32 protein-coding genes are annotated in these 24,128 nt (G+C 69.1%); 13 read left to right on the top strand and 19 right to left on the bottom strand.

What is annotated here, in order from left to right; all coding sequences use genetic code 11:
* The first annotated feature begins 116 nt into the window (after positions 1-116).
* The 4 genes from ACQ3HE_RS12820 to ACQ3HE_RS12805 all read left to right on the top strand — a co-directional run bounded on the left by ACQ3HE_RS12820 (position 117) and on the right by ACQ3HE_RS12805 (position 4,212).
* Positions 117-1,334 carry a cupin domain-containing protein gene (locus tag ACQ3HE_RS12820; RefSeq protein ID WP_192003903.1) on the top strand — a complete coding sequence of 406 codons (1,218 nt, stop codon included), beginning with the start codon at positions 117-119 and terminating at the stop codon, positions 1,332-1,334.
* A 95-nt stretch (positions 1,335-1,429) separates the two neighbouring features.
* Positions 1,430-2,329 (top strand): helix-turn-helix domain-containing protein, encoded by a 900-nt coding sequence (locus ACQ3HE_RS12815; protein ID WP_430893062.1) that lies wholly within the window; start codon positions 1,430-1,432, stop codon positions 2,327-2,329.
* Positions 2,330-2,338: 9 nt separating this feature from the next.
* A complete protein-coding gene (locus tag ACQ3HE_RS12810; protein WP_430893061.1) occupies positions 2,339-3,406 on the top strand; it encodes a Dyp-type peroxidase in 1,068 nt (355 codons plus the stop codon).
* 2 nt (positions 3,407-3,408) lie between these two features.
* Entirely contained in the window at positions 3,409-4,212 is an 804-nt protein-coding gene (locus tag ACQ3HE_RS12805) for a family 1 encapsulin nanocompartment shell protein (RefSeq protein ID WP_430893060.1), read from the top strand.
* Here the strand turns inward: ACQ3HE_RS12805 and ACQ3HE_RS12800 are convergent.
* Positions 4,209-5,288, bottom strand: coding sequence for a GlxA family transcriptional regulator (locus tag ACQ3HE_RS12800; protein WP_430893059.1), 1,080 nt, complete (start codon positions 5,286-5,288; stop codon positions 4,209-4,211). The two genes, ACQ3HE_RS12805 and ACQ3HE_RS12800, sit on opposite strands and share 4 nt — an antisense overlap.
* Positions 5,289-5,462: 174 nt before the next feature.
* Here ACQ3HE_RS12800 and ACQ3HE_RS12795 point away from each other — a divergent pair, with 174 nt between their 5' ends.
* Together ACQ3HE_RS12795 and ACQ3HE_RS12790 are read left to right on the top strand one after the other, a co-directional pair.
* Positions 5,463-6,278 (top strand): SDR family NAD(P)-dependent oxidoreductase, encoded by an 816-nt coding sequence (locus ACQ3HE_RS12795; RefSeq protein WP_197977342.1) that lies wholly within the window; start codon positions 5,463-5,465, stop codon positions 6,276-6,278.
* Between the two features lie 31 nt (positions 6,279-6,309).
* Positions 6,310-7,530 carry an MFS transporter gene (locus tag ACQ3HE_RS12790; RefSeq protein WP_430893058.1) on the top strand — a complete coding sequence of 407 codons (1,221 nt, stop codon included), beginning with the start codon at positions 6,310-6,312 and terminating at the stop codon, positions 7,528-7,530.
* 40 nt (positions 7,531-7,570) lie between these two features.
* Here ACQ3HE_RS12790 and ACQ3HE_RS12785 read toward each other — a convergent pair whose 3' ends face one another.
* The 9 genes from ACQ3HE_RS12785 to ACQ3HE_RS12745 all read right to left on the bottom strand — a co-directional run bounded on the left by ACQ3HE_RS12785 (position 7,571) and on the right by ACQ3HE_RS12745 (position 13,160).
* A complete protein-coding gene (locus ACQ3HE_RS12785) occupies positions 7,571-8,830 on the bottom strand; it encodes an FAD-dependent oxidoreductase (RefSeq protein ID WP_430893057.1) in 1,260 nt (419 codons plus the stop codon).
* Entirely contained in the window at positions 8,827-9,180 is a 354-nt protein-coding gene (locus ACQ3HE_RS12780) for a UBP-type zinc finger domain-containing protein (RefSeq protein ID WP_430893056.1), read from the bottom strand. Before ACQ3HE_RS12780 ends, ACQ3HE_RS12785 begins: the two co-directional genes overlap by 4 nt.
* A gap of 27 nt (positions 9,181-9,207) precedes the next feature.
* A complete protein-coding gene (locus tag ACQ3HE_RS12775) occupies positions 9,208-10,344 on the bottom strand; it encodes an FAD binding domain-containing protein (RefSeq protein ID WP_430893055.1) in 1,137 nt (378 codons plus the stop codon).
* A 119-nt stretch (positions 10,345-10,463) separates the two neighbouring features.
* Positions 10,464-10,790, bottom strand: coding sequence for a transcriptional regulator (locus ACQ3HE_RS12770; protein ID WP_430893054.1), 327 nt, complete (start codon positions 10,788-10,790; stop codon positions 10,464-10,466).
* The gene (locus ACQ3HE_RS12765) at positions 10,783-11,226 is read right to left on the bottom strand and encodes a hypothetical protein (RefSeq protein WP_430893053.1); all 444 of its coding nucleotides are present in this window, start codon (positions 11,224-11,226) and stop codon (positions 10,783-10,785) included. The genes ACQ3HE_RS12770 and ACQ3HE_RS12765 overlap by 8 nt, the downstream gene beginning before the upstream one ends.
* Positions 11,227-11,360: 134 nt before the next feature.
* Positions 11,361-11,777 (bottom strand): MerR family transcriptional regulator, encoded by a 417-nt coding sequence (locus tag ACQ3HE_RS12760; RefSeq protein ID WP_430893052.1) that lies wholly within the window; start codon positions 11,775-11,777, stop codon positions 11,361-11,363.
* Positions 11,778-11,786: 9 nt separating this feature from the next.
* Positions 11,787-12,203, bottom strand: a complete 417-nt coding sequence (locus tag ACQ3HE_RS12755) for a hypothetical protein (RefSeq protein ID WP_430893051.1) — start codon at positions 12,201-12,203, stop codon at positions 11,787-11,789.
* A gap of 41 nt (positions 12,204-12,244) precedes the next feature.
* Positions 12,245-12,769, bottom strand: coding sequence for a hypothetical protein (locus ACQ3HE_RS12750; RefSeq protein ID WP_430893050.1), 525 nt, complete (start codon positions 12,767-12,769; stop codon positions 12,245-12,247).
* A 76-nt stretch (positions 12,770-12,845) separates the two neighbouring features.
* Positions 12,846-13,160 carry an ArsR/SmtB family transcription factor gene (locus ACQ3HE_RS12745; protein WP_430893049.1) on the bottom strand — a complete coding sequence of 105 codons (315 nt, stop codon included), beginning with the start codon at positions 13,158-13,160 and terminating at the stop codon, positions 12,846-12,848.
* A gap of 85 nt (positions 13,161-13,245) precedes the next feature.
* Here ACQ3HE_RS12745 and ACQ3HE_RS12740 point away from each other — a divergent pair, with 85 nt between their 5' ends.
* Complete coding sequence (locus ACQ3HE_RS12740; protein ID WP_430893048.1) at positions 13,246-14,295, top strand: SDR family oxidoreductase; 1,050 nt, start codon at positions 13,246-13,248, stop codon at positions 14,293-14,295.
* 88 nt (positions 14,296-14,383) lie between these two features.
* Positions 14,384-14,878 carry a hypothetical protein gene (locus tag ACQ3HE_RS12735; RefSeq protein WP_430893047.1) on the top strand — a complete coding sequence of 165 codons (495 nt, stop codon included), beginning with the start codon at positions 14,384-14,386 and terminating at the stop codon, positions 14,876-14,878.
* A 209-nt stretch (positions 14,879-15,087) separates the two neighbouring features.
* Here the strand turns inward: ACQ3HE_RS12735 and bla are convergent, their stop codons facing one another.
* The 3 genes from bla to ACQ3HE_RS12720 all read right to left on the bottom strand — a co-directional run bounded on the left by bla (position 15,088) and on the right by ACQ3HE_RS12720 (position 16,719).
* Positions 15,088-15,879, bottom strand: a complete 792-nt coding sequence (gene bla / locus ACQ3HE_RS12730; RefSeq protein WP_430893046.1) for a class A beta-lactamase — start codon at positions 15,877-15,879, stop codon at positions 15,088-15,090.
* A 131-nt stretch (positions 15,880-16,010) separates the two neighbouring features.
* Positions 16,011-16,262 (bottom strand): hypothetical protein, encoded by a 252-nt coding sequence (locus ACQ3HE_RS12725; RefSeq protein ID WP_430893045.1) that lies wholly within the window; start codon positions 16,260-16,262, stop codon positions 16,011-16,013.
* 76 nt (positions 16,263-16,338) lie between these two features.
* On the bottom strand, positions 16,339-16,719 hold the full coding sequence (locus ACQ3HE_RS12720; protein ID WP_430893044.1) for an SRPBCC family protein: 381 nt from the start codon (positions 16,717-16,719) through the stop codon (positions 16,339-16,341).
* Positions 16,720-16,893: 174 nt separating this feature from the next.
* On the opposite strand from ACQ3HE_RS12720, the gene ACQ3HE_RS12715 reads away from it, so the two are divergent.
* Positions 16,894-17,502 carry a hypothetical protein gene (locus ACQ3HE_RS12715; protein ID WP_430893043.1) on the top strand — a complete coding sequence of 203 codons (609 nt, stop codon included), beginning with the start codon at positions 16,894-16,896 and terminating at the stop codon, positions 17,500-17,502.
* 91 nt (positions 17,503-17,593) lie between these two features.
* Here ACQ3HE_RS12715 and yidC read toward each other — a convergent pair whose 3' ends face one another.
* Together yidC and ACQ3HE_RS12705 are read right to left on the bottom strand one after the other, a co-directional pair.
* Positions 17,594-18,364 (bottom strand): membrane protein insertase YidC, encoded by a 771-nt coding sequence (yidC, locus tag ACQ3HE_RS12710; RefSeq protein ID WP_430893042.1) that lies wholly within the window; start codon positions 18,362-18,364, stop codon positions 17,594-17,596.
* Positions 18,365-18,426: 62 nt separating this feature from the next.
* Positions 18,427-18,744 carry a DUF6412 domain-containing protein gene (locus ACQ3HE_RS12705; RefSeq protein WP_430893041.1) on the bottom strand — a complete coding sequence of 106 codons (318 nt, stop codon included), beginning with the start codon at positions 18,742-18,744 and terminating at the stop codon, positions 18,427-18,429.
* Between the two features lie 239 nt (positions 18,745-18,983).
* Between ACQ3HE_RS12705 and ACQ3HE_RS12700 the strand changes: the two genes are divergently transcribed.
* Complete coding sequence (locus ACQ3HE_RS12700; protein WP_430893040.1) at positions 18,984-19,820, top strand: alpha/beta fold hydrolase; 837 nt, start codon at positions 18,984-18,986, stop codon at positions 19,818-19,820.
* 113 nt (positions 19,821-19,933) lie between these two features.
* Here ACQ3HE_RS12700 and ACQ3HE_RS12695 read toward each other — a convergent pair whose 3' ends face one another.
* Positions 19,934-20,401, bottom strand: a complete 468-nt coding sequence (locus ACQ3HE_RS12695; RefSeq protein WP_430893039.1) for an LptM family lipoprotein — start codon at positions 20,399-20,401, stop codon at positions 19,934-19,936.
* A gap of 41 nt (positions 20,402-20,442) precedes the next feature.
* Here ACQ3HE_RS12695 and ACQ3HE_RS12690 point away from each other — a divergent pair, with 41 nt between their 5' ends.
* On the top strand, positions 20,443-20,886 hold the full coding sequence (locus ACQ3HE_RS12690) for a GyrI-like domain-containing protein (protein ID WP_430893038.1): 444 nt from the start codon (positions 20,443-20,445) through the stop codon (positions 20,884-20,886).
* Positions 20,887-20,895: 9 nt separating this feature from the next.
* Here the strand turns inward: ACQ3HE_RS12690 and ACQ3HE_RS12685 are convergent, their stop codons facing one another.
* From ACQ3HE_RS12685 to ACQ3HE_RS12675, 3 genes are all read right to left on the bottom strand, one after another.
* Positions 20,896-21,354: an NUDIX hydrolase gene (locus ACQ3HE_RS12685; RefSeq protein WP_430893037.1), complete on the bottom strand. Its 459-nt coding sequence runs from the start codon at positions 21,352-21,354 to the stop codon at positions 20,896-20,898.
* Between the two features lie 80 nt (positions 21,355-21,434).
* Positions 21,435-22,010, bottom strand: coding sequence for an NUDIX hydrolase (locus ACQ3HE_RS12680; RefSeq protein ID WP_430893036.1), 576 nt, complete (start codon positions 22,008-22,010; stop codon positions 21,435-21,437).
* A gap of 41 nt (positions 22,011-22,051) precedes the next feature.
* Positions 22,052-22,435 (bottom strand): cupin domain-containing protein, encoded by a 384-nt coding sequence (locus ACQ3HE_RS12675; protein WP_079704208.1) that lies wholly within the window; start codon positions 22,433-22,435, stop codon positions 22,052-22,054.
* A 250-nt stretch (positions 22,436-22,685) separates the two neighbouring features.
* Between ACQ3HE_RS12675 and ACQ3HE_RS12670 the strand changes: the two genes are divergently transcribed.
* Together ACQ3HE_RS12670 and ACQ3HE_RS12665 are read left to right on the top strand one after the other, a co-directional pair.
* Positions 22,686-23,279 (top strand): phosphatase PAP2 family protein, encoded by a 594-nt coding sequence (locus ACQ3HE_RS12670; RefSeq protein ID WP_159876366.1) that lies wholly within the window; start codon positions 22,686-22,688, stop codon positions 23,277-23,279.
* Between the two features lie 43 nt (positions 23,280-23,322).
* Entirely contained in the window at positions 23,323-24,105 is a 783-nt protein-coding gene (locus tag ACQ3HE_RS12665; RefSeq protein WP_430893035.1) for a phosphotransferase, read from the top strand.
* Positions 24,106-24,128: the final 23 nt, after the last annotated feature.

The raw sequence follows: 24,128 nt of genomic DNA, 5'->3' as shown, positions 1-24,128 counted from the left end.
GCCACGATCCGACCGCCGACGGGCACGATCTCGTCATCCGTCGGAAGGGTTGTCGTGCCGTCCCTGCTGGGCTGGAGACGATCCAGGCCGCAGGGCGGCGGAGCGAGGAGGACACCATGGATTCGACGGACGACACCGTCCCGCACCACGAGACCCCGAGTCCGGGCAACCCGGATCTTCCGGCGGAGGGCGAGGTGAACACGCTCCGCCACCCGCAGAGCACGCAGATGACCGGCCCGCAGAACCCGGCAGTCGCAAGCCAGTTCCCGAACCAGATCGACGCTCCGGGAACCGACATCAGTACGCAGGCGTTCTTCTGGTCGTCGTTCAACATCTCGCCTCGCCGCGTGCAGGACGGTGGGTGGGCGCGCGAGGTGACGAAGCAGGACTTCGCAATCTCCGACGAGATCGCCGGCGTGAACATGTACCTCGAGTCAGGCGGCATCCGCGAGCTCCACTGGCACCAGACGGCCGAGTGGGCCGTCATGACCCGCGGCAGGTGCCGGGTCACCACCCTCAGCCGATCCGGGATGCCCAGCGTCGAGGACGTGGAGGAAGGCGATCTGTGGTTCTTCCCCGCCGGGACGCCGCACTCCCTGCAGGGGCTGGGTCCCGACGGCGCCGAGTTCGTGCTCGCGTTCGACGACGGCGACCAGTCGGAGTCCAACACCCTGCTGCTCACGGACTGGTTCGCCCACACACCGCCGGACGTGCTGGCGAAGAACTTCGGGGTGGCCCAGGAGACCTTTGCGGACATCCCGCTCCACAACCTCTGGATCTTCCCCGGCGACGAGCCCGGCCCGCTCGCCAAGGACCAGGAAGACGCCGGTGTCGAGTGGGGAGCGTCGGAACCGATCATCTTCCGACTGTCGCGGTCCAAGCCACTCCACCGGAACAGCGGCGGGAGCATCCAGATCGCGGACAGCACCAACTTCCCACTGTCGCAGTCGGTCGCCGCAGCGCTCGTGACGGTGGAACCCGGGTCGATGCGCGAGCTGCACTGGCACCCCAACGCCGACGAGTGGCAGTACTACCTGCGCGGATCCGCCAGGATGACCGTGTTCAACACCGGACCCCACGCGAACACGACCGACTTCCGCCCGGGCGACATCGGCGTCGTGAAGAAGAACCTCGGACACTACGTGGAGAACACCGGCGACGACGTGCTGCAGTTCCTCGAGGTGTTCCGCACGGACCGGTACGAGGAGGTGTCGCTCGCGAACTGGCTGGCGCACGTGCCGCCGTCGCTCGTCGCCGCACACCTGAACATCGACGAGGCGACCCTGGCGACCTTCCCCCGGGAAGCGCAGGGGATCACGCCGCTGCGTCCGTGATCCGGGCAGGGTGGCTCTCGGCGGGCCACGCTCGCCCAGGGCCATCCGTCCTAGCTTGAGCGGGACACCACTCGTTCAACCGCGCGGAGGCACCGATGAACAGCGAACGCAGCACGATCGAACCGGCCGAGGGCTCCTGGTCCATCTCGGACGACCGGGCGTTCGTCCTCATCGACATGCTCAGCGACCACCGGGATCGGCGGCGCCACGCGCTCAGGACCGCGCGCTCGAGGCGCTGGCTCGACTCCTACGGTGAGGTGGTCGTGCGTTCGGTGCTGCTCGGGACCACGAGCACCATGGAGCGGGACGAGTACGCGCGGGCCCTCCGTCACGACGGCCGCGACCACACGCTCGTCCTCGATCACGTCGGCGGCTTCGTCCTCGTGACCTCCGAACGACGCGCCGCCTCGCCCGTCGACGAGTGGGTCCGCTCCGTCGCGCCGGCCGGTGTCCGCATCTCCGCGATCGGTTCGGCCGTGCTGCACGCGGACGAGGACGACCTGCTCGGCGTCGTCGACGAGGCGCGCACCGCTGCCGAGATCGTCGGTCAGGTCGGGGACGCGCTCGGGTCGACCCGCGCGGAGGATCTCGGCGGATGGCGACTCCTGCACGCGATCGGTGGCGGGCCGCAGCTCGTGACCTCGGCGTCGCCGGCGGCCGACGAACTCTGGCACGCGGATCCCGTGCGTCGGGAGACGGTGGAGACCTACCTCGACTCCGGGTGCAACGTCGTCGTCGCGTGCGAGCGGCTCCACATCCACCGCACGACGCTCTACTACCGGCTCGACACCATGCCGGAGGTCGTGCGCGACGCGCTGGCCGACGGCTTGAAGCGGAGCACGCTGCACCTGTCGCTGAAGCTGCTCCGCCTCTGGAACGACGTCCCCACCGCGTCGGAGCGGTCGTCCGCGTCCAGCCGACGCCGACGTGTTCCGGAGACCCGTACCGTCGCCCCGGTGCGGCAGCTGCACCCGCAGTCCGCGGGCACCGAGTAGGAGGGCGACGTGACCAGTTCGGCGCGACGCGTCCCGATCGAGCCTCAGGCCGTGGACGCGCCGCTCAGCGGGACCGCCGTCTTCCTCGTGCTCACCGTGCGCGACGCTGTCGGCGCGATCGACACCGTCCGCAGCACCCTGGCGGGTGTCGCCGACGTCCTGAAGAACGTCGCCTTCCGCGACCTCCACGCCGCCCTCTCCTGCACCGTCGGGATCGGCGCGCGCGTCTGGAGCGAGCTCACCCGCGGTCCCGCGCCGAGGGAGCTCCATGTCTTCTCCGCGGTCGTCGGCGACCGGCATACCGCACCCTCCACGCCCGGCGACGTCCTGCTCCACATCCGTGCCGCGAGACGCGATCTGTGCTTCGAGTTCGAGCGGCAGCTCCTGGACCTGCTCGGCGACGCCGTCGAGGTCGTGGACGAGACGGTCGGCTTCCGGTACTTCGACGTCCGTGACCTGCTCGGCTTCGTCGACGGCACGGCGAACCCCGTCGGGCAGGACCTTCCCGACGCCACGATCGTCGGTGACGAGGACCCGGCCTTCGCCGGTGGCAGCTACGTCGTGGTGCAGAAGTACACGCATCCGCTCGACCGCTGGCGCGCGCTCACCACGGAACAGCAGGAGGCGATCATCGGCCGCACGAAGGCCGACAACGTCGAACTCGACGATGCGGAGACCGGCCAGAAGTCGCACAAGACCCTGTCCACGATCGTCGTCGACGGTGCCGAGCACGACATCCTCCGCGACAACATGCCGTTCGGGAGCCCGGCCGGCGGCGAGTTCGGCACCTACTTCATCGGGTACGCCCGACGGCTCTGGGTCATCGAGCGGATGCTCGAGCGCATGTTCATCGGTGACCCACCGGGACTCCACGACCGACTCCTCGACTTCTCGACCGCCCGGACCGGCTCCGTGTTCTTCGCTCCGAGCGCCGCGTTCCTCGAGGCGATGGACGACGATCCGGCCCCGTCCGGCCCCGCTGATCCGGCGAGCGCCGTCATCCCTGCCTCGCCGCCCGAGCCCGCCGACGGTTCCCTCGGTCTCGGCTCGCTCCAAACCGCTCCCGAAAGGACGTGACCGTGAACAACCATCTCTTCCGACACCTCGCGCCGATCACCGATGAAACCTGGCAGATGCTCGACGACGAGGCCCGTGCGCGCCTCACCCCGGTCCTCGGCGGCCGACGGGTGGTCGACTTCGCCGGCCCGCTGGGTTGGGAGCACTCCTCCACCGACATCGGCCGTGTCGGCGCGGTCGTCGACGCCCCGATGGACGGGGTGATCGCCCGACAGCGTGCGTCGCTGCCCCTGACGGAGGTGCGTGCCGACTTCGCGCTCATGCGCAGCGAGCTGGACAGCGCGGCGAGAGGCGCACTCGACGTGGACCTCTCCCCGCTCGACGACGCGGTCACCCGCTTGTCCACGGTGGAGAACGCGGCGATCCTGTCCGGCTGGTCCGCGGCCGGGTACACGGGTGCGACGGCTGCCTCGCCGCACCCACCGCTGACGCGGGACGACGACCCGACGCGGTTCGCACAGGTGGTCGCCACGGCGGTCGAGACGCTCGCGCGGGCCGGGGTCGGTGGCCCCTACGCCCTGGCCATCGACGCACCGGGCTGGGTGTCGGTCACGGGCGGCAACGACAGCGGTGGTGCGCGGCTGTCCTCGCACATCGAGGCGATCCTCGGCGGGGAGATCGTCTGGACGCCCGGTATCGAGGGAGCCGTCGTCCTCAGCCGACGCGGCGGCGACTTCCTGTTCGAATCCGGTCAGGACATCGCCCTCGGCTATGCGGCGCACTCGGCCGAGTCGGTGAGCCTCTATCTGGAGGAGAGCTTCAGCTTCCGCGTCGTGACGCCAGAGGCTGCCGTCGCGATCCGTTAGCGCGGCGACACGGCTCCGTCGATCGGATCGGCCAGGGGCGACCGGGTCCGCAGAGACGCCTCGGCCACGCCGACACCCGTCGTGCGGAACCGTCGCTGGTACTCGGAGGGCGTCGTGTTGTACCGTGCCGCGAACGCACGGCGGAAGGCGATCGGACTGGCGTACCCGGCGGCAGCGGCGACCTGCCCCACCGTGTCCCCGGCTTCCAGCATGCCGAGCGCGACGTCGAGTCGGAGCGAGCCGACGTACTGGATGGGCGTCATGCCGAGCTCGTCCCGGATGACCCGGTTGAGGTGGCGGACGCCGACGTTCGCGTGTGCGGCGATGTCGGCCAACGATCCCGCCCGGGTCGGATCGCCGTGGATGTAGTCCGCGACGGCCTTCGCGATCGAGGTCCGCGCCGGCTTCGCGCGGACGGAGGCGGAGAACTGCGACTGGCCGCCGGACCTGCGCATGTAGACGAGCAGCAACTGCGCGATGGAGCGTGCGACATCCGCACCGTGGTCCTCCTCCACGATCGCGAGCGCGAGGTCGATCCCGGCGGCGACCCCGGCCGAGGAGTAGGTGTCGCCGTCGCGGACGAAGATCGAGTCGGGGCGGACGTCGATGGAAGGGTAGGCGGTGGCGAGCGCGCCGGTGAACTTCCAGTGGGTCGTCGCCGACTTGCCGTCGAGGAGACCCGTGACCGCGAGGGCGAACGCGCCGCTACAGATCGATGCCACCCGCTCGGCTCGGGCCGCGAGGAGGCGGACCGCACGCTGCACCTCCTCCGGGCGGTACACCTGTGGTGCGGACTCGCTCCCCGGGACGATCACGAGGTCGAGCGGGCCGCTGTCGGCCGCGGCGGCGTCCACGCCGACCCGGAGTCCCATCGAGGTGACCACGTCCTGGCCGTCGTGGGAGAAGAACCGGACGTCGTAGCCGTCGACCCGCTGGTTCGCCTCGGTGAACACCTCGGCGGGGCCCACGAAGTCGAGCGTCTTCACCTGGTCGAACAGGAAGATCCCGACGCGGCGTCGTCGCGTGGGTCCTCCGAGGATGGGCTGTGGTCCTGGCTCCTGCTGGGGCGGGCTCATCCCCACATCCTGCCCGACGAGAGCGCCCCGGCCAACGTCGGATTCGACTTCTGTCGCACCTGCCGCCGACGAACGTCCGAAGACTCCGGCCCGGCGTCGGCGTAGCCTCGGTCGGACCGGCCCGCCGCCTGGGATCCGACCCATCCACTCCACGACGCCCAAGGAGATCCGCTCATGCGACTCGAACGCGCGGGGACCATCCCCCTCGACCTCACCCATCGCACCGCGCTGGTGACCGGCTCGACGAGCGGGATCGGCTACGCCATCGCCGCGCGGCTCGTCGAGGCGGGGGCGGACGTCATCGTCAACGGCCGCGACGCCGATCGCCTCGAGGCCGCCGTCCTCTCGCTCGACACCGAATCGGTCGAGTCTGTTCGGGGGATCACCGCCGACGCGACCACCCGGGAGGGGGCCGAACGGCTCGTCGCTGAGGCCGGCCAGGTCGACATCCTCGTCAACAACCTCGGTGTCTTCGAGGCCGTACCGCCGCTGGACATCACCGACGAGCAGTGGCGGTCGATGTTCGAGGTCAACGTGCTGTCGGCCGCTCGCCTCACCCGGCTCCTGCTCCCCGGCATGTCCGGTCGCGGCTGGGGTCGTGTCGTCAACATCGCCAGCGACTCCGCCGTGGTCATCCCCGAGGAGATGATCCACTACGGCATGTCGAAGACCGCACTCCTCGCGGTGAGCCGCGGCTTCGCGAAGGCCGCCGCAGGGACGGGCGTGACGGTGAACTCGGTGATCGCCGGCCCCACCCACACGCCGGGCGTGGAGACCTTCGTCCGGCAGCTCGTCGGCGACGAGCTCGAGTGGGACGACGCCCAGCGGGAGTTCATGCGTCTGCATCGCCCGCAGTCGCTGATCGGCCGCCTCCTCGAGCCGATCGAGATCGCCAACCTCGTGGTGTACCTCGCCTCGCCGCTCGCGTCCGGCACCACGGGCGGCGCGCTCCGGGTCGACGGCGGCTACGTCGACTCGATCCTGCCCTGACGTCGACACCGATCGAGAGCCGAGCGACCCGATGACGACCTCCACTGTTTCGACCCGATCCCGCGTCTCCCACGGTGCCGGATTCTGGATCGTCGCCACCACGTTCCTGCTGGTGATGGCCTACTCGACCGTCCCGACCCCGCTGTACGCGCTGTACCAGGCGAGGGACGGGTTCCCCGTCTCGACGATCACCGTCATCTTCGCCGCCTACGCCGTCGGCGTCGTGTTCAGCCTCTTCTTCGTCGGTCACATCAGCGACTGGGTCGGGCGGCGGCGGATGCTGCTCATCGCGATCCTGATCTCGGCGCTGTCGGCAGTGCTGTTCCTCCTGTGGAGCAGCGTCGAGGGGTTGATCGTCGCGCGGGTCGTCAACGGCGTCAGCATCGGTGTGCTCACCGCGACGGCGACCGCGCACCTCGGCGAGCTGCGCGCGGTCGCGCGGCCCGACGAGAACTCGATCGTCGCGGCATCGGTCGCCGGAGCCAGCAACCTGGGCGGTCTCGCCCTCGGACCGCTCATCGGTGGACTCTTCGCCGAGTTCCTCCCGAACCCGCTCGTGCTCCCGCACGCGGTGTTCCTCGTCGCGCTCGTCGTCGCCGCGATCGTCATGGTCTCCGTGCCCGAGACCGTCGAGCAGAGCGAACCACGGAGGCGCTACCGACCACAGCGCCTCGCGGTCCCGGCGTCGTCCCGCGGGGCGTTCATCGCTGCCGGGTTCGGTGCCTTCGCCGGCTTCGCGCTCCTCGGCCTGTTCACCTCACTCGCACCCACCATCCTCATCGGCACCTTCGACGCACCCGACCACCTGCTCGCCGGTGTGACGACGTTCTCCGTGTTCGGAGCCGCCGCGCTCGGTCAGGTGCTGCTCGCTCGACTCCCGTTGCAGCGCCAGCTCCTGATCGCGACCGTCAGCTGCGGTGTCGGACTCGCTGCGGTCGCCGCGGGCGCGGTCCTGCCGCAGCTGGGTGTCTTCCTCGTCGGCGGTGTCATCGCCGGACTCGGTGTCGGCGTTCTGTTCAAGTCGGCGATCGCGACCGCCGGATCGCTCGCCGACCCCGCCCGCCGGGGCGAGACGCTGTCGCTCGTGTTCCTGATCGCCTACTGCGGCCTCGCCCTCCCGGTGCTGGCCATCGGCTTCGCCCTCACCTTCGCACCGGAGATCGACGTGCTGCTGATCTTCGTCTCGCTCGTACTGGTGACGACGGTGCTCGCCGGTGTCGCGATGACCCGCCGAGCGGCCGGACGCCGCTGACCGGGCCCGGCTGCCACTGAGCGGGCGGTGTCGCTTCGACCTACCCGAACGTCTCGGCGAGGTAGCGATGGACGAGGGAGACCGCCATCGCCCCCTCGCCGACGGCCGACGCGACCCGCTTGATGGAGTTGGCGCGGACGTCACCGGCCGCGAACACGCCGGGCTGGTTCGTCTCGAGGTGCAGGGGCTGACGGCGGAGTGGCCACGCCGACAGGTGCTCCGGCAGCAGGTCGCCTCCGGTGAGCAGGAAGCCGCGAGGGTCCAGCGCGACCGCGGAGTCGCGGGCCCAGGCGGTGTTTGGGCTCCCGCCGATGCAGATGAACAGGCGCGATGCCGGCACGTCGGTCGTCGTCCCCGCCGAGTCGATGGTCAGGCCGCGGAGGCGGTCCTCGCCGTGGAGCGCGGTGACCGTCGTGTCCACGAGGATCTCGACATTGGGAGCCGCGAGCAGTCGCCGCAGGAGGTAGGTCGACATCGTCGACGAGAGGGAGTGCCCGCGGACGAGGACGGTGACCCGCTCAGCGTGCGCGGCAAGGTTCATCGCCGCCTGGCCCGCCGAGTTCGCACCGCCCACGATGTAGACGTGCTCGCCGACGCACGAGGACGCCTCGCTCGTGCCGGCGCCGTAGTAGACGCCGGAGCCCTCCAGCTCCTCTTCCTTCGGCAAGCCGAGGCGACGCCACTGCACCCCCGTCGCGCAGACGACCGCCCGCGCGGAGAGTCGCGAGCCGTCCGCGAGCTCGGCCTGCATGTGATGGTCGCCGAAGCTCCGGCTCAGGCTGTGACGCATGACGAGCAGTTCCGCGCCGAACGCGATCGCCTGTCGACGAGCCTGTTCCGCGAGGGCCGCACCGGAGATGCCGTGCGCGAAGCCGAGGTAGTTCTCGATGAGGCTGCTGGATCCTGCCTGACCACCGACGGCGTCCCGTTCGACCACCGCGACATCGAGTCCCTCGGACGCCGCATAGACCGCGGCGGAGAGGCCGGCCGGTCCGGCGCCGTAGACGAGGACGTCGTACTCGCTGCGTTGCGGTCGCTTGATCCAGCCGAAGTGTTCGGCGATCTGCGCGGGCGTCGGGTCGGCGAGCCGGGTGCCGTCGGGGAAGGCGACGACGGGAAGGCAGGCCTCCGCCAGACCCGAACCGAGCTGCGTCCGACAGTCCTCGTCCGTCTCGACGACCACCGTCTGGAACGGGACACCGCTGCGGGTGAGGTAGTCACGGATCGCGAAGGCCTCGCGACCGAAGGACCGCTCGAACACGAGCAGTGGTGCGATCACCACCTCCCCGACGACGGTCATGAACCGAGGAGTCGTTCCCACTGGGCGGGGACACGATCGTGCGGCCCGGGGACCGTCTGCGAGCGTGGGTGACTGATCGGGGGCGCGAGGGTCGGACCGACGAACGACTCCTCCGTGCCATAGTCGTAGAACCAGTCCTCACCCGGCTCGTAGCTGCGGATCACGCGATGACCGGTGGTGGTCGCGTGCTTCGTCGCATGCTTGTTCAGAGAGTCGTCGCAGCATCCGATGTGCCCGCAGAACGTGCAGCGGCGGAGATGCAGCCACCAGCTGTCGGTCGCCTCGCACTCGACGCAACCGGGCCCGGACGGCGGGACGTCCGGCTTGATGTACTGCTCGACGTCGTCCATGGTGTTCTCTTCCTGATGAGTGTGCGGTCAGAGCTGCAGGGAACGGGCGATGCGGCGGCCGTAGTCGCTGATCGCTCGCGCGATCGGGAGCCGCTCGGCCTCGTACTGCGAGAGTGCCGCGTCGACACCGAGCCCCAGGTCCAGGCCCGCGGCGAGCGCGAGTGCATCGCCGGCCGCTTTGGCGGCTCCCCTGGCGGTGTGCGGGCGGACCACGGCTGCAGCGTCTCCGAGCAGCGCGATGCGACCGCTCGTCATGCGCGGCGACACGTAGTCGTAGATCGCCTGCATGAATGGGCGCGGCTCGGCTGCCACCGCTGCGGCGAACGGCGGTGGGAGGAGCTGCTCCGCCTCGGCGAGGAGTCGTTCGCGGAGCTCGTTCGGCAGGTCGCCGGGCGCGGTCGAGGAGCTCCCGGCCGGCCGGTGCGTCAGCCGCATGAGGTCGGAGAGTTCGTGCTCGGACATGCTGCGGTACCAGACCCAGCTGTAGCGGCGTGCGCCGGGCTCGGTCTCTCCGTCCGCGCCGGGGACGAGGTACCCGAGCATGTGCACCTCGGGACCGGAGTAGAAGGCGAAACGTCCGAGCAAGGTGCGTGCGGCGGCTGGGAGCTCGGCTTCGGGGATGAGGCCGCGCCAGGTGATGTACCCGGCGTACCGGTTGCGGTCGTCGTCGGGGGCGACGGCATGCCTGGTGACGGAACGGAGTCCGTCGGCGCCGACGACGAGGTCGAACTCGTGCAGCTCCCCCGTCGCCGTCTCGACGGTGGCACCCTCGTCGCGGTCGCGCACGGTGGCGACTGCCTGTCCGAGCCGGTACCCCTCGGGCGGGATAAGGCTACGGAAGACCGAGTAGGTGTGGTCCCAGGAGACTTGGATCTGCGGTGTGGGGTCGCTCGTCAGGACCCGGCCGTCTCGAGCGAGGGTGATGCGATCGGTGGCGACCACGCCGACGCGGGCCTCGGCGTCACGGCCCACCGCGTGCAGCAGGTCGTAGAGCTCCTGCTGGGCGACGAGCCCCGCGCCGCGCCGTTCGAGCCCGGTCCGGGACCGCTCGAAGACCGTCACACGATGTCCGCGACGCGTGAGGAGGGAAGCCGCGAACAGGCCACCGAGGGAGCCGCCCACGATCCCGATCGACAGACGCTCTCCAGCAGGTGTCGCTCGCATCGCGCCCCCTTCCGATGGTCTGCTTCCACCGTAGGTCGGGCGGGTCACGCCTCGTTGCGACGTCCGTCGGAAGTCCGGTGCCGAACCATGAGCGCCGCCCGCCGCTGGAAGACCCCGCGTCACCGACGCGCCCGCTGCACGATGGCATCGAGGGCGTCGAGATAGGAGTCGAAGGCGACCCGGCCCTCCGTCGTGAGTGCGATACGGCGTCCGCGGCGGTCCGTGTCGCTCTTCCCGACCTCGATCACCCCGGTGTCGGCGAGCGCCGAGAGGTGCTTCGAGAGCGCCGACTTGCTGACGCCGGTGATGCGCAGGAGCGAGGCGAAGTCGGTGTACTCGGCGGGCGCCAGTGCGGACAGCAGGGCGAGGCGGGCAGGCTCGTGGAAGAGCGGGTTCAGCGCCTGGCGACTGACCGCGGCGTCCTCGGCTCCATCGCCGTCAGGCATCGCGCGACCCCGACCGTCCGCCGAGCGGCGTGGAGCCGTTCGCGAGGCGCACCAGTGCAGGCAGACAGACAGCGAACACGACGACGGCTGCGACGAGCGCGGACACCGTGTTCGGTACGGAGACGCCTGCGGAACGGGCGATCCACTGGGTCACGACGTAGACCACGGCGACCGCCACGCCACTCGCGGTGAGCAGCAGCACGCCGGTCCGGTCCGACCAGTCGAGGCGGAGCTTCACCGGGCGCGCGAGGGACAGGGCGACGAACCCGATGGCGACGAGTCCGAGCAGCCAGACCATGTCGAGGTCGACGACGACCCCGAGCGCGATGATGAGTACCGCGGTGAGGATGGCGGTGGTGAGCGCTCCCTGGCGGGCGGCGCGGCGCGAGGCGTCTCGTGCCTGATTCAAGCGGTCCTGTGCGTCTTCATGATCCATGATCGACCTCCAGTCGTTGCGTCTGAAGAAACTATCACAGTGTTTCCCCAAAGGAAACAACCAACGTCGAGCTCACTGCGCTCGAGGTCGCGGTGGCGCAGGATGAGGGCGGCGGGAGCTCCGCGGCGACCTCATCAGGACGACTCGGCCTCCACTACGCCGGCGAGCGCTCTGACGATCGGGCACGGCACCGACGGATCGACACACTGGGCATCGAGCAGATCCGAGATGGCGGAACGCGTCCGTTGCAGGTCGGCGACCTTCTCGTCGATCTCCTGCAGCTTCTGCGCCGCCGCCGCGGCGACGTCACCGGCGGAGGCACCTCCGCTCCGCACCGCTTGGGACAGCCGGTCGAAGTCATGGAGCTCCGCCAGCGTGAACCCGAGCTCCTGGCCGCGACGGAGGAACCGGAGGCGGACGACATCGGTCTGCCGATAGTCGCGATAGCCGCCGGTGGTCCGTTCGGGCTCGGCGAGCACACCGGACCGTTCGTAGAACCGGACGGTGGACACCTTCACCTTGGCCAGCCGGGCCAGCTCAGCGATACGCACAAGCCGACCCTAGGCCAAGGCCGCCCGGCGAGCCGACAGCATGACGCTGCCCTGGACGACCGCCCAGACCAGCTCGAACACGAGCATCCCGAGGACCAGCAGTGACGCGCCATGCAGCAACGCGGCCCCCATGCCGAGCGAGAAGAGCAACCTCCCGGCCGTGTCGGCCACACCGGCCGCCCACGTCGGGCGCACCAGGCGGAAGGCCGACCAGACCACCACGAGCGAACCCATGAGGTTGGCGAACATCACCGCGAACACGTCTCCAGGGTCGGGAACGACTCCGGGAAGTGCCAGTGCGGAGTGGATGACGCCCAATCCGGCGAACAGCGTCGGTGCGGTGAAGGGTAGGGCGAACCCGGCGGTGACGACGAGGTCGTAGAGGGCGGACAGGCGCACGGTGCGTCGCACGATCGAGGAAGTCATGTCCTCACTGTCGACCCTGCACCCCGGTGCAAGGTCAAGGCCTACCCCGCACACTCCTGCGACAGCTCGGTGATGATCCAGTCGGTGCCGGGGCGCTCCATCACGACCGTGCCGCAGTCACCCGAGGACAGGTAGGTGACGAACAGCGTGGCAGCCGTTGCAGTCTCCTCCTGCACGGCGATGTCGACGGCGGGATCCTGGCCGGTCGCCCGGTAGAGCTCGGCGGTGGTGTTGATCATCTCCTCGCAGGTACCGGCCTGCACCGGGCTCTGCGCATTGAGTTCCGCCAGCATGCGGATCACGAGCTCCGGCGACAGTTGGCGGCACGCGGTCTCAGGGTCGGGCTTCCGCGAGGCGTCGAGCCAGGCGAGGAAACCATCGACCGCTCCCATCGCGGTGGAAGCAGCATCGGGGAGGGGTGAAGCCCTCGCCGTGGGCGCCTCCGACGACGTCGCGGGTGGTGCACCCTCGGTCGGAGACGTGCTCGCTGGAGCGCAGGCGCTCAGCAACATCGAGGCGGCCAACAGTCCGACCGACAGAAGCACCGGCGTGCGAGACAGGATCACGCGAACATCCTACGGACGCGCACCCCGTCGCGCACGTGCCCCTGCAGCTGCAGGCCGTCCTGACCTCCTGCAGCGATCAGAGGTCGAAGGACAGCCGCCGACCGAGCGCTTCGATCGCGGCCTCGTCGCGCTGATAGTGCGACCACTGGCCGATCCGGGTGCACGTCACGAGGCCGGCGCGCTGGAGCGTGGCCATGAACTGCGAGGCGGTCGACTGCGACACCTCGGCCCTCGCCTGGATGTGCTTGAGGCATACGCCGACCTCGGCCGCCGGTTGATCCTGCGGCGGGAACGACTCGGGATCCTTCAACCACCCCAGGATGGCCAGGCGCGTCGGGTGACCGAGCGCCTTGAAGACCGCCACCAGGTCCAACTCGTCAGCGTTCGTCATACGTCGACCATATCGCAATATCGCGAATCGACGATGTTGTGCAACACTGTGGATCGGTAAATCGCGATCTAACGATGGAGATGTCATGACACAGCACACAGCACTGGTGGTCGGAGCCCGTGGAGTGATCGGCGGGAACCTGATCATCCATCTCGAGGGGCTCGGCTGGGACGTGATCGGGTTGTCCCGACGCGGCGGTGCCGACCGGGGATCCGTCAGGCACCTCGCGGTGGACCTGCTCGACCGCGACGCGACCATCCACCAGTTGCAGGGCCTGTCGGAGGTGACGCACCTGTTCTACGCCGCGTACCAGGACCGCCCCAGCTGGGCCGAGCTCGTCGAGCCGAACCTCGCGATGCTCACCAACGTCGTCGATGCCGTCGAACCCGTCGCGCCGGGCCTCGAGCACATCAGCCTGATGCAGGGCTACAAGGTCTACGGCGCGCACCTGGGACCCTTCGCGACACCCGCGAAGGAGTCCGACCCGCCGCACATGCCGCCGGAGTTCAACGTCGACCAGCAGCAGTTCCTCGAGCGCCGCCAGGTCGGGGCGGCCTGGTCGTGGTCGGCGTTGCGGCCGTCGGTCGTCGCCGGGATCGGCCTGGGCAACCCGATGAACCTGGCGATGGTGATCGCCGTCTACGCGTCCATGAGCAAGGAACTGGGCATCCCGTTGCGCTTCCCCGGCAAGCCCGGCGCGTACACGAGCCTGATCGAGATGACGGACGCCGACCTCCTCGCGAAGGCCACCGTGTGGGCGGCGACCACGGAGCATGCCCGAAACGAGGCGTTCAACATCACGAACGGCGACCTGTTCCGGTGGTCGTCGATGTGGCCGAAGATCGCCGCCTTCTTCGACCTCGACGTCGCGCCGCCACTCGAGATGAGCCTCGCCGAGGTGATGGCCGACAAGGAGGCCCTGTGGAACGCGATGGTCGAGCGGCACGGCCTCGCGCCCACCAGCTACGCCGAGGTGTCGTCGTGGGCGTTCGGTGACTTCGTCTTCACGTGGGACTACGACGTCATCGCCGACACCTCGAAGTCCCGCCGAGCCGGCTTCCACGAGTACGTCGACACGGAGACGATGTTCCTCCGGATCTTCCAGGACCTGCGGGAGCAGCGACTCATCCCGTAAGCGTCGGGTCGGTGATCCGCACAGGACGGATCACCGATCCACCGGATGGTCGATGTGCCGGCCGCCATCGCCTGACTAGCGTCGCAGTATGGCCGAGCGAACCGCATCACCGACACTGCTGCCCGGGCCCGATCCGACTCGCGCTTCAGGCCACGACCAGGTGGTGCGACGTCGACAGCTCCGAGCCGCAGGCATCCTGCTCCTGCTGCAGGGTGTCCTGATGGAGGGGCTGGTCGCCCTGGCGCTGCCGGTACTCCTGATCCTCGACGTTGCGCCAGACGATCTCCCGACGGGGATCCACGTCTTCGCGCTCCCCTACCTCGACGACAACCTCGGTCTCATGATGTTCATGGGCGGTGTCTTCGGTGCGCTCAGGACGATCGGAGCGATCGGCGTCCTCCGCAATCGGCAGTGGGGCTTCGCGCTGTCACTCGTGAACTGCGCCGTGACGCTGGTGCTGATGATCTTCATGCTGCCCGCCGGAGTGGCGGACGGGCTCCTCTCGGGCGGCGCGCTCCTGCTGCTCCTGCTGGGGCGGTTCGGACGGGCGGAGATCCTGCCGGAGCCGCGTCAGGTCGCGTGACGCCGCGACCAGCGGCTCATCGCGAAGCGGTCGGTCCGCGACCGATCGCCCCGCGGGTCGGATCCTCCGGACGAGCGCTCCGGTGACGCTGACTTCGCAACAGCCCCAACAGCATGGGCGCCACGATGCCGAGGGAGCAGATCACAGCGAGCACCGGTGTCGTCATGTGTGGATCATGCCGAGCGAAGCTGGGAAAGCCGGGTCATCACCTACTGCTCGAAGGCGGCGAGCGCGACTCTCGCAGCCTCCGCGACCAACGCGTCGTCGTACTCGGCGTCCGGGTCGAGTGTGTTCGTGAGGATGGTCAGGACGACCGGGTCGCCGCCCGGCCGGTCGATGATCGCGATGTCGTTCCGGATCCCACCGGCGCCCCCGGACTTGTCGGCCACCTGCCATCCCGCCGGAGCACCGGCCCGGATCAGCGTGTCGCCCGTCGCGTTGCCGCTCATCCAGGCGAGGACCGTCCCCCGGTCGGAGGGCTCCAGGTAGGAGCCGTCGACGAGGCGGGTCAGGTCGTCGGTGAACGCGGCAGGGGTGGTGGTGTCATCGGTGCTGCCCGGTTCGATCACGTTCAACAGCGGCTCCGCGTTGACGACCTCGGTCACCTCATCGCCGAGCGCGACGAGGCCGGCGTCCAACGCGGCGGGCCCACCGATCCGCGCGAGGACGAGGTTGAGGGCCGTGTTGTCGCTCCGCCGGACGGCGGCCTCGGCGAGCTGCGACAGAGTCAGGCCGGTCTCGACCTGTTCACTCGTCACCGGCGAATAGCCGGCCGCCTCGACATCCTCAGCCGACCAGGTGACGACTTCTTCACGCGCCGAACCGCGAACCTCGTGGAGGAAGACCGCTGCGGCGAGCGCCTTGATCGTCGAGGCATATCCGAAACGCTCGTCCGCGCGGTAGGACAACCGGGCACCGGTCCCGGTGTCGACGGCGCTCACGCCGACGCGCGCGCCGAACTCGGCCTCCAAGACTTGGAACTCGACGGACCGGTCGGGCATCGACGTGGGCGGGGCCGACGTTGGCGCCGAGGTTGGGGAGCTCGGCGAAGCCGAAGGGGACGGAGGAGCGGAGGCGCACCCCACGAGCCCGAGCACCAGCCCACCGATGAGAGCGACGGCGACGCCCCGCTTCATCGACGAACGCCGGCGGTCGTGCCGTGCTCCCGCTCGAACGCCTGCTGCGTCCGACGCGAAGTCGCCACCCGCCGGATGCCGAAGCACGCCCAGACGGTCCAGAACACCGCCATCGCCCAGCTGAGCGGGGTGCCCGCGGTCGCGAACCAGGCGGAGCCGGCCACGAAGAGCAGACCGATCGTGATCATCACCCAGCCGACGGTGCGATCCCGTTCGAAGGCGAGCCGTTGCTGCACGAGCGAGTCCATGGGAGGACGCTATCGCGAGATCCGGAACGACGGCGCACGAACCGACGAGACCAGGGCCAGGTCGGGCGTGCGCCGATCACTCCTGCCCGGTGAGCCGACGATCGAGGCGCTCGAGGTCCGCCGTGACCATCGCCACGTCCCGCGCGAACGCGTCGTCGTCCAGCTCGATCTGGCGCACGGTGAACACCACCTCGGCACCCTCCGGATGGGCCAGGACGCGCACCGGGTTGGTCACCACGGTCCCGGACGGCAGGGTCACGTCGTGGTCGAGCACGCCGAAGCGGTTGCGCTCGACGAACCGGACCTCCACCCGACCCATCGGCGACTCGACGAACAGCGAGTCACCTTCGCGCACCACCTCGGCCTGCGCGAGACCGGCCGCCCACCGCGGGAGGTTGTCAATGTCCGACGCGTACTCGTAGACGGCATCCGGCGAGGCGCTGATGACCCGGCTCACGTGATGACTTCTCATGGACGCATCTTGCCAGGCACGCGCGGCGACCGCGCAGTCGGCGTGAAGGAGATGCGAGGACCTGGGGCGCGCCGGGCGCACGGCTCAACGACGCGTTCCTCGCCGAATGCCTGCGCCACAACATCGCTCCCCAATCTGCGAGGCCGTACGCTCGACCCCATGCACGTCACCCTGACGACACGACGCCGACCCTCGCGGTGGCGGGTGGCAGCGTGGGTGTTCATCGGGTGCGTGTTCGTCGCCGGACTCACCCACGCCATCCTCAACGGCGATCGGGCGCTGCTGCTCGCCCCGGTCGACGGCGAGTGGCTCATCGCTTGGCTGCTCGGCACCGCAGCCGTGATCGCGTTGGCTGGCTCCCTGCGGACCATGGTCAACCGTGGCTCCGACGGTCATCCGATCCAGGCGTTCGTCCTCCTGGTCGTGACCGGCCTGCTCATCCTGCCCGTCGGCTTGGTGCTGCTGTTCGTCCATTCACCGACCGCGTGCACAGTGCTCACGATGCCGGACGGCTCCCGCGACTGGGCCGTGTGCGAATACGTGCCATTGAGCATGACCTCGTCGTACTCCTTGCATCACGGCAACGGATTCACCTTCGACCGCACACCGACGCTGAACTTCCCCGATGCTCCGTCGTACGAGCACCGCGGCGCCTTCCTCGGTGATGAGTACCGGGTCGACGAGCTCGCGGACGGCACATTCATCCTGCGATACACCACCGAGTGGGGTGGGCCGATGGACGGATCGCTGCAGATCCCGAGCGAGTGACGACCGACTGATGCTCGCCGCCGAGAGTGCCAGTTCTGCTCTTCCGAGCACGCTCAGCGAGCAGAACGGGCACTCTCGGACGGGTGCGCACTCAGACCGCAGGTGCGAACGGGTCGCGGAGCGCGCGTCGGAGCACCGCCCGCTCCGTGACCGTCCACAGTGCGCTCGTCGCGAGGTAGACGGCGGCCGCGAACGGGACGATGGCCGCGAAGCCGACCGAAAGGAACGGGAGCCAGCGCATGATGGGTGCGATCGCGGCGGCGCCGGCGGGAGCAGGCGTCCGCACCGCTGCAGCTTCGTCCGGGACGGCCACCCATCGTTCGCTCGCCCGCCTCGTGAGTTCGATCGCGAGGCCGAGGAGCAGCAGGACGACGAGGAACGGCCAGATCGCCGTGACCGTGGTGCCGATCAGCTGGAACAGGTTCGAGCCGAGCGGAACACCCCCGACCACTGCGGAGAGCAACGTGTTGGCATGACCGGCGATGTCCTGATGGACGAACAACGCGTACACCGCCGAGACCACCGGTGCCTGCGCGAGGAGCGGCAGGCAGCCCGCGACCGGCGAGGTGCCGTGGCGCTGGTAGAGCTCGATGACCGCGCGGTTCAGCTCCTCGGGGCGGCCGACGTAACGCTTCCGGAGGGCCGCGAGCTCAGGAGCGAGACGGCGCCTGGTGCGTTCGGCGCGCACCTGCGAGACGCCGACCGGCAACAGGACCAGCCGGACGAGCACGGTGAGGACGACGATGGCGAGCAACGGCGCCCACGAGCCGGCAAGCGGTTCGAGGACGTCGCCGGTCGCTGCGACGAAGCCGGCGAGGCCGTCGAGGATGGCGGAGACGAACGGGATGGTGGAGAGGTCCATGGGTGAGTCCTTCGATCGAGAACGGGAGAGGATCGTTCGACCGCCACGGACCACCGGGGGCGCTACTGCACGCTGAACCCGGCCGTTCTGGCGGTCACGATCGCGCTTCCGGGCGCTCGAGACCGGACGTGCCCCGGTGCGTCGGGGTTGTTGTGCGTCACCAGCACGCGCAGGTTCTCGACCTCGCGCAGTTCAACCGGACCGGTGCGTGGCCTGAGCGTCACGCGCACCTGCAGGATGACGGCGATGAGGACAGCCGCCGCGGAAACGGCCCCGATGAACCCGAACACCATGAGGGCCGGAATCACGACGTTCCCGCTGCTGCTCCCTGCTCCGAGCAGCGCGAACGTGCGCGCCAGGAGTTCGAGCAGACCGACCATGGTCCGAGGCTAGCAGCGGCCTTCCCCTCAGGACGGGTCGGTCCCGAGGATCGCCGTCCGCATGCCCGGAACTGGACGTCTGCGGCAACCGGTTTGGACAGGTGTCGGGACTTTCAGCCGGCCGTCGAAACCGCCGCTTCGTCGCGTTACCGTGGTCGCGCTCCCACATTCCGTGGAAGTGGAATTCGCGAGAGTCGTTCCGAGCACGGCTTGGCTCGACATGAGCTTGGAGGTCAGTCATGCCATTCGTGACAACGGACGACGGCACGGAAATCTACTACAAGGATCTGGGCGACCCGGCGGCGCAGCCCATCATGTTCCACCACGGTTGGCCGCTGTCGTCGGACGACTGGGACGCGCAGGTGCTCTTCTTCCTGTCGAAGGGGTACCGCGTCGTGGCCAGCGATCGACGTGGACACGGGCGGTCCTCGGAGATCGGGTCCGGCCACGACATGGACCACTACGCCAGCGACGTGTCGGCGGTCGTCGAGCACCTCGACCTGCGCAACGTCGTCCACATCGGCCACTCGACGGGTGGCGGTCAGGTCGCGCGGTACGTCGCCAAGTACGGCGAACCGCAGGGTCGTGTGGCGAAGGCGGTCCTGGTCTCGTCCGTGCCTCCGCTGATGGTGCAGACCGACGCCAACCCCGAAGGGACACCCATCTCGGTCTTCGACGGCTTCCGGAGCGCGCTCGCCGCGAACCGGGCGGAGTTCTTCCAGGCCGTGGCTTCGGGCCCGTTCTACGGATTCAACCGAGACGGTGTCACCGTGTCCCAGCCCGTGATCGACAACTGGTGGCGTCAAGGCATGACCGGCAGTGCCGTGGCGCACTACGAGGGCATCAAGGCGTTCTCCGAGACCGACCAGACCGACGACCTCAAGGCGATTTCCGTGCCGGTCCTCTGCATGCAGGGCGATGACGACCAGGTCGTGCCATACAAGGACGCGGTCATCAAGCAGGCCGAGCTCCTCAGCAACGCGACCCTCAAGGTCTACGAGGGCTTCCCGCACGGCATGCTGACCACCCACGCCGACATCATCAACCCCGACCTCCTCGCCTTCATCGAGCAGTAAGGGAACCACCACCGGAGACGGACGGCGCACCCGGGGAGTCCTCGGGTGCGCCGTTCGTGTGATGGCCGACCCATCGGCGGATTCCGCGAGTTGCTGTTGGACGGACGCTCGGCTCAGCGACGCACACACGGACCGGACGCGGACAGGACGATGACCGGCCCCCACTCGGACGTGTCAGCGAATTCGTCGAGACGCACGTAGTAGCCGTCATCGGAGATGAAGGAGACGCCGCTCGTGAGGTCTGAGGAGTCGTCGGCTGCGACCACCTTCTCGACCTTCCAGGCCGCCCTGTCGGCATACATCGCTGCAGCCTCGTCCAACCAGGCGTTGCGATCGAAGTCCTCCGCGACGCTCACGGTGATGCTGCCGTCGTACTGGACGGCACCGCCGCTGCAGGCGAGGTCCACGTCGTTCTGGCTCACTGTCGACGCTCCGTCCGGCAACGTCGCTTCGAACTCCTGACGCAGGGAGAGCGCTTGTTCCTTGGCAGACTCGTAGCTCGGCCCTCGGTCGAACACACCACACCCCGCCAGTGCGCCGACGAGACAAAGGGCGAGGAGAGTGCTGACGGCGCGGCGCATGGGCACCTTCCTACCACGGCGGCACGTGTTAGACACGAGGCATGACGCACTTCCCGATGACGCATGAGCTCGGCCGGCTCGACGTCGTGACGCTCGACGACATCGCCGCTCTCAGTCAGGACGTCGCACTCGACATCGAGCAGGTGCAGGCGGCTTGGCCGGCGTTCGAGAACTCGTTCGACTCGTTGCGGGGCCGCAGGATGATGGGCCTGGTCTACGGAGGAAGTGACAGGTACCGCATGGCGTCCGCGCGGCTGGACCGGGATGCTGACAACCCGCTCGGCCTGGACGAGACCGTGATCCCCGGCGGCGACTACCTCAGGCTGCGTCTTCGCGGCGAGGCGCCCGGCGTCTACGCGCAGATCGCCGACGCCTTCGACGTGCTCTTCGACCTCGCCGATCACGACGAGAGCCGTCCCCAGATCGAGCACTACCGGCGCGAGGGCGAGGTCGACTGTCTCGTTCCAGTCAGGTCGCCGCGCTGAGCTGTCGGCTCAGCTCACCAACGGGTACCAGTGTCGGTCGCGCAGCTGATGCTCGTCATCGTCGAGACGCACCCATGTGCCGTCCGCCATCGGAGTCGCGTCCGAAGCCCACACGCCGAAGTGGGCGACCGGCGCCGGCCAGTCGTATCCGTCGGCCGGTGCCTCCACGACGTTGCGTACGGCGCCGATGAGGTGCATGCCCGTGTGCTCACCGGTGATGCGTTGCACCAGTTCACGAACGGCCGCCGTGCCGTCGACATCATCGGATGCGGCCTCGAGCATCGGGAGATCGAGCCGACCTGTCCCCTGCCTCGGCACGCAGAACACCCGGTCGGAGTGGCGGAGGAGCAAGCGTACGACCGACATCGGCCGGGGTGGCGTCGTCCGGCGGACCACCTCGGCCCGGCCTCCCGGGGGAAGCCACGGCGCGTCGTGCGTCACGTGGACGAGCGTCTCGTCTTCGTTCACGCCGCGAGCGTACCCGAATCGAGGGAGCCCGACCGGTGCCGCCTGCTCGAGCTCTCGGTCAGATGCGTTCAGCGAGATCGTTACTCGTTTGCCACTCCCAGCGGCGGGAGGATGCCCTGGGCCGCCGCCACGGCTCGGGCGACGATGAGCGGCGGGTCGACGATCGCTCCGGTGGCGATCAGCGCGTCGAGCTCGGACAGCGGGATGCGCACGAGCCGCACCTGCTCCGCGGGATCCGACAGGTCTGCCAGGCCGGGGCGGATGCCTCGAGTCGAGATGAACAGGTGTGTCGGCCAGGACGCTCGCCCCGGGTTCATGAAGAAGGTGTGCAGCGGTCGGAGGTCGTCCGGAACGATATCGAGCTCTTCTTCGAGCTCACGCCGGGCGGCATCGAGCGGGGCTTCGTCTGTTCGACCTGCACCGCCCGGCAGGTCGTGGATCCAGCGGTCGAGCGGGTATCGGTACTGCCGGGCGAGGAGCACGTCGTCGCCGTCGATGATCAGCGAGGCGACGGAGAAGGGAATGCTCTCGTCGACGAGATACCTCGATCGCGACCCGTCCGGCAATCGGACCTCGTGATCGACCAAGGTGACCCGACCTCGGTGGACCGTCGTCTTCCCGAGCGTGGTCCAACGTGATTCATCCGGAACAGGCATCCGCCCACCCTACGGTCGCGTGCCGTCCGGCGATCATGTCGTCAGCGGAAGTCGCCCAGCTGACGCTCGACGGGCACCGTGCCCTCGACGATCACGTCGCCGGTGTGCGCGGTCGTGACGGTCTCGATCAAGACGATCTCGACCTCCTCGTCGGCGATGGGATTGTGCTGCACGCCCCGCGGCACCACGAAGAACTGGCCCGGCGTGAGCACGACCTCCTCATCGTCGGGGAGCTGGATACGGAGCGTGCCCGAGACGACGAGGAACATCTCGTCTTCGTTCGCGTGGTCGTGCCAGACCAACTGGCCGAGGAGCTTCGCCACCTTCACGTATTGATCGTTGACCCGCCCGACCACTCGAGGAGTCCAATGGGCCTCGACCTGTCGGAGTTCGGCGGCGATATCGATTCCGTGGAGAGCGGTCATGCGTCCATCCTCTCCCGGCTGTCGTGCCTCGTGGCGCGGTATAGCCCGTCGGTCTCGGTGCGCGCCGGCTTCCGACCACACAACTGCAGCACTGAGCGCGCCGGTTGCACGATCTCAGCGCTCTCCACATCCGACTCGGTGCCGACATCAGGGCCATCCGGAGTCCGATGCGATGCCGGTGGCAAGTCCATACGGTCGAGGCATGCCGCTTTCTATCCCGCATCGCCGCGCCCTCCTACCGTTCGCTGCGGTGACCCTCTTCGCTCTCACCCTCCTCATCGCCCCAGCGCCGGGCAGCGTCAGCGTCGTCGGCACGCGCTGGCTCGCCGCCCTCGGCTCGGCCATCCCGAACGTCGAACTCGCCTCGGAGATCGGCCTCGCACTCCTGGCGGCGACGACGATGTCGACGGCTGCGTTCGCCTGGGTCCGCCACCCGGAACGGCGGGCGCGGCTGCTCGCCGGCGCCGCCGGGGTCGGCCTCGCCTACGCCGCGAGCGAGGGACTGAAACTCCTCTTCGCCCAACCTCGACCATGCACCCGGTGGTCGATCGCGACCGAATGCCCGCCGGCCGGCGACTGGTCACTGCCGTCGAATCACGCGACGCTCGCGTTCGGAGCGACCGTCGTCATAGCGATCGCCGTCGGCCGTTGGTGGGTCACATGCTCGGCGCTCGCGCTGGCGGCGCTCGTCGCCGCCGGCCGGGTCGTGCAAGGCGTGCACTACGTCCATGATGTCGCGATGGGAGCGGTCCTGGGCCTGGCGATCACGACCGTCCTCATCGTTGCGACAGTGGCATGGCAGCGCCGCTCAGCCACGACCCGCTCGTCATCGGGGAGACGGTGACGACAGCCGTGACCAGATGGCGCGCTTCACCTACGATGACGTGATGGTCGACGACAACGAGCGCGGATTCCATCGCGCCCTCATCGAAGCGAGCGCCCATTTCGGGCTCGATCATGAATGCCTCGAGCCGCTCGGCGGGATGACCGGGCGGGTGTTCGGTACCGACGACGTCGTGCTGCGCCTCGGCTCCCCGGAGACGATCGCGCACGAACTCGCCGCTGCGAACGCAGCCTCCGTGGCGGTGCCGGTTCCGGCGACCGTCGGCACCTTCGTCCCGACCGACAGTGGACCATGGGCAGCCGCGCTCATCGAGCGGGTCGACGGCACCGTCGCCGCCGATCTCAACGGCGTGACCGCCGAGCGGGCCTTCACGAGGGGTCTGGCCTGCGGTCGTGCGCAGGCGGCGCTGTGGACGGTCACCGCCCCTCCGGCGTTCGCCTCCATCGACGGCAAGCGCTCGCTCCTGCATCTCGATCTCCACCCGTTGAACATCCTGCTGGGGCCGGACGACCGCGTGACCGCCGTCATCGACTGGACCAACGCCGCAGCCGGGTCGCCGGACTACGACCGGGCCAGGACCTCCGCCATCTTCCGGCTGGACCCGCACGCCATACCGCTGCTCGACCAGCCGGTGTGGCGGGCGTTCCTCGCGGGCTGGACCGACGGCGCGAACCTCGACGAGGCGTCGACGGCCGCACGCATCTGGGCCTGCCGGTTCATGCTGCACGATCTGCAGCATCGCCACCCCGGGGATGCGCTCGACCACGTGCGTCACGAGCTGGAGGTCCTCGAGGAGGCCACCGAGAGTGCGCAATCCGTCCCCTGACGCTCCGGTCAAGAGCAGAACGG

The organism is Plantibacter auratus (genome assembly GCF_050587365.1).
GTDB lineage: Bacteria > Actinomycetota > Actinomycetes > Actinomycetales > Microbacteriaceae > Plantibacter > Plantibacter auratus.
Note: the sequence above shows the minus strand (reverse complement) of the source record. Positions and strands in the feature narration are given on the sequence as shown.